This window comes from Pelatocladus sp. BLCC-F211 (assembly GCF_041928655.1).
Classification (GTDB): Bacteria; Cyanobacteriota; Cyanobacteriia; order Cyanobacteriales; family Nostocaceae; genus Pelatocladus.
This window is the reverse complement of the sequence record NZ_JBHFLM010000092.1, coordinates 1-3,910: the sequence shown is the minus strand read 5'-3', so window position 1 is coordinate 3,910 and position 3,910 is coordinate 1. Positions and strand designations below refer to the sequence as shown.

5 protein-coding genes and 1 pseudogene are annotated in these 3,910 nt (G+C 39.8%); 2 read left to right on the top strand and 4 right to left on the bottom strand.

The window, feature by feature from the left end:
* From ACE1AT_RS11235 to ACE1AT_RS11225, 3 genes are all read right to left on the bottom strand, one after another.
* The coding region (locus ACE1AT_RS11235; RefSeq protein WP_374868245.1) for a general stress protein at window positions 1-702 on the bottom strand (702 nt) is incomplete at its 3' end.
* Window positions 703-1,054: 352 nt separating this feature from the next.
* On the bottom strand, window positions 1,055-1,594 hold the full coding sequence (locus ACE1AT_RS11230; RefSeq protein WP_374868243.1) for a DOMON-like domain-containing protein: 540 nt from the start codon (window positions 1,592-1,594) through the stop codon (window positions 1,055-1,057).
* The gene (locus tag ACE1AT_RS11225) at window positions 1,591-2,709 is read right to left on the bottom strand and encodes a phosphotransferase enzyme family protein (protein ID WP_374868241.1); all 1,119 of its coding nucleotides are present in this window, start codon (window positions 2,707-2,709) and stop codon (window positions 1,591-1,593) included. The genes ACE1AT_RS11230 and ACE1AT_RS11225 overlap by 4 nt, the downstream gene beginning before the upstream one ends.
* Window positions 2,710-2,886: 177 nt before the next feature.
* Between ACE1AT_RS11225 and ACE1AT_RS11220 the strand changes: the two genes are divergently transcribed.
* Complete coding sequence (locus ACE1AT_RS11220) at window positions 2,887-3,237, top strand: type II toxin-antitoxin system RelE/ParE family toxin (protein ID WP_374868239.1); 351 nt, start codon at window positions 2,887-2,889, stop codon at window positions 3,235-3,237.
* A 10-nt stretch (window positions 3,238-3,247) separates the two neighbouring features.
* Entirely contained in the window at window positions 3,248-3,565 is a 318-nt protein-coding gene (locus tag ACE1AT_RS11215; RefSeq protein WP_374868237.1) for a helix-turn-helix domain-containing protein, read from the top strand.
* A gap of 2 nt (window positions 3,566-3,567) precedes the next feature.
* Here the strand turns inward: ACE1AT_RS11215 and ACE1AT_RS11210 are convergent.
* A pseudogene (locus ACE1AT_RS11210) lies at window positions 3,568-3,775 on the bottom strand (Uma2 family endonuclease); the annotation flags it as partial.
* Window positions 3,776-3,910 lie beyond the last annotated feature (135 nt).

Below are 3,910 nucleotides of genomic sequence, written 5' to 3'. Positions count from 1 at the left end.
TCTATTAATTAGGGAAATTTGACCCAAGGGGAAACCCGCAGTCCGCAAATCATGAATTGCAGCTTCCGCATCTTCCAGACGAGAGAAATAACCAATCGCGTGTTTGTGAGTTACACCCAAATCCCGTCCAGGAGTAGCGGTATAATTTCCTGTACCAACAGGTATATCATAGACTTCAAACTCTTCTATTCCCCGACGTCTGAGAATTGCTTCTGCTCTGGCAATTTCCTCATCGGTGCCATCTATGATAACTAAGTAATGTCCTCTATCTACTCGTTCATTATATACTCTGGCACGTTCTTCGGGAATTCCTAAACCAATCAAAGCACCGAGCAAACCACCAGCTACTGCACCAATTCCAGCCCCTGCTAGAGTTGTAGCCAAAGTAGTTGCAGCTGCACCAGCCAGCATAATTGGGCCAATTCCCGGAATAGCCAAAGTACCAAGACCAACTAATAAACCAGTCAATCCACCTAAAACACCACCAGAAACAGCCCCGGTTGCAGCTCCTTCGTCAGCTTTATTACCAATGTTTTCTGTGACTTCAGTACCAGCAATTTGATCATTGCGATCAACATCGCGTGCTACGACAGAGACTCTGTCCATGGGAAAACCATCATCTCTTAATTCATGTAGGGCTGCTTCTGCATCACGACGATGAGAAAAAACTCCTACAGCACGTCTGTGTATACCTACAACCATATTTTTACCACCAAAAATTTATTTATTTTTTAAAGTGAATTCCAGGGATGTAACTTAACTCTATTAAGCTTTATTTGTGATCAATTCTTCATCAATCGCTTGGATGAACTTGCATTTATACCATTGGGATAAATAACATCTCCATCTAAAGAAATAGGTATATATTATTTAGATTTCATAAGCTAAAAATAAACAAAAATACACACAAAGTCTTTGTATAGCAGTCATAAATAATCTCTGAAAACAAGATCCCCGACTTCTTTGAGAAGTCGGGGATCTATATATTCTATATTCACATGAAACTTTTAATTAATAACATCAAAATTATATCTTTACTTCCTAAAAACAGATTTCATAAATCAATGATGAAACTATCTCGCAGGTGAAAATTAGCCTCTTTCCCTTGATGAGTTAACGCCCAGTAACTGACTTCGCCGTCTTTGCATTTAATAACAGTTGTAATTGCAATTTCAAGGGCTTCTTCTAGCAAGACGATTTTACTTAAATCCATTTCCAAAATAACCACCAAACCATCAGATTGATTCTGGACGTTAAACGGTAAGACTGAAAAAGCTGTTTCCTCTTGCATTCCTTGACGATATCCGTCAAAACGATAAATATTCCAGTCTCCAGTCGGAGAAAGATTGAATTCCCAGTATTTATCTGAATCTTTGACGCCTAAGAAGAACTCAAAGCAAGTATTTTCCCAAAGTTCATGCTGGCGGTTTGGTGTATTTGATGGTGGAGCGATCGCAACTTTTTCTAAATCGCCGGAAAGCATATAGCATAGATGAAGCTGATGAGCATGTCGGGTAATATTACCTGTTATTTTCAAATTAGGCAGCAACTTGCCATCACCAAAAGGTTGGAGCGAAAATTTTTGGTTATTCATTTGAGATCCTGAATAATTTTGCGAATGTTTGCTTCCTGAAACTCAATGCTTTCGGTTAGCTTAAACTGAACAAGCGCCCTTGCTAAGTTGTGTTCTGGGTACTTGACTTTGAAGTAGACATTCCCGGCTAAATAGTCAGCAAAAAACCGCAGTCCCAATTCAAAAGCGATCAGACGGATTGCGTCGTAGATATAGGTATAATCGTTTTCTGTAAGAAATTCTTTGGCAACAGAGAGATAACCTTGGAGAATTCCCTGACATAATTCTGTATCAAAACAAACAGCTTGTAATTCTTCTGTTTCTTCTCCAGCAGGATTACAACCGGAGCGTAAACAATCACCAATGTCGTAATGTACAAGTCCTGGCTTCACGGTGTCGAGGTCGATAATGCTGACGGCTTGCTGAGTCGTCGTATCAAACATGACATTGTTGATTTTGGGGTCACCGTGCATCAGACGCAGGGGTAATTTACCTGTAGCTTTGGCATTTTCTAGAATATGGGCAAAAGTTTGGCGATCGCTCACAAACTGTAAGCAATAATTGACTTCTGGGGATTGACAAGGGCTAGTTTTTGCTAAAACTTGGTTATAGTGCTGGAGGTAAAGCGGCGTAATATGAAAACCTTCGAGGGTGTCAGCGAGTCTTTGTGGCGGTAAATCACTGATCAGATTGTGGAACACCCCCAAAGCGTAACCAATTTCTTTGGCTTGTTCGATATTTTGCATCGTGTCAAAAGATTGGGAATCTGCAATAAAACTAATCGCCCGCCAGAACGATCCATCAGAATCTCTGCAATAATCTTGATTATCCTTTGTTAATAATACACACGGCACTTCCCAACGACGATTCAGGGGGTGAAGTTGTAGCCGATTACGAACATGCTCTGTGAAAGTACACATGTTTTGCATAATCAACTCTGGCTGACGAAATACCTGCGTATTAATGCGTTGCAGGACAAAATACTTTTCATCTGGAGAATCTAGCGTCACCAGAAAAGTGTCATTTATATTACCACTACCAAATGCTTTTACGCTTGTAACCTTTCCCTGAAAAGTGAATTGGTTAGCGATATTAAGAAGATTGTCTATGTCCTGTGTTTTGAGATCATCGGTCATATTCTTGCACTACTCCCCACATAATTGCACAAAGGCAATAGGGGATATATTAGCGCAAGTTTCACACCAGGTTTATATAAATGTGTTGCAAATTCAATGATGGCTAATAAAGTCTTTAAGTGTATTCAGCTCCAACCTTATACCTGCATAATATATCAAATATGATATAAAATGAAGATGTCTGAACAAAAAGAAGAAAAACAAAATAAACCTTTAGTCTGGCTGCATGGCGAGGTTAAAACACCACCTTTTAGCCAATCAGCCAGAATAAAAGCAGGAGTGTTACTTAGGCGCTTGCAGCAAGGTGAAAGCCTTGGGATGCCACACTCACGACCCATGCCTAGTATTGAAGCACACTGTCATGAGTTGCGAATTCGGGATGAAGACAAAAATTGGCGAGTTATTTACCGAATTGATGAAGATGCCATTTTAATTCTTGAAGTTTTTAACAAAACAACCAGAGCAACGCCAGATAGTGTGATTGATAACTGTAAAAGAAGGCTTACCAAATATGACAATGACCAATAGGAGACTCATAATGGATGATGCCAAAAGAGAACGTTTAGAAGCAAAAGGTTGGAAAGTAGGTACTGTTACAGAATTTTTAGAATTATCTCCAGAAGAAACTGCCTTAATCGATATAAAACTGGCACTGAGTCAGAGTTTGAAAGAACGTCGGCAAAAATTAATGACGCAGGCTGAGTTAGCAGCAAAACTCCAGTCTAGTCAACCGCGTATTGCCAAAGCTGAAAATGGTGATGCTTCTGTATCGATTGAACTATTAGTAAAAGCAATGTTAGCAACAGGTGCTACACCAAAAGATATTGCACAGGTGATCGCTAATGTAGATCATTAATTATTTAAATCCATAATCCAATAATTAGAAATTCCCACTTCTGCATATAGTTCTAACTTCTTTGTTTGGTCAATATATCAATGTAGAATCTGAAATTTCCACGACCAAAAAAATATCTTCAGAGTAAGGATGATGAGCCAGATAATCCTCATCTCTTCCGCGTGCGATGACAACATCTGGTTCTGGCTCACTTTGATTTGGTAGTTTGACACTCTCCGCCCTATAAGTGCGGAGATTCTTGCTTCATCCGTCCTCCCTAGAAACCCGAATACAAAGTATTCAAATCTCCCCGTTTGGATACGTCCACAAGCACACACGGACTGCCCGACCGCGTTTGAAACGATT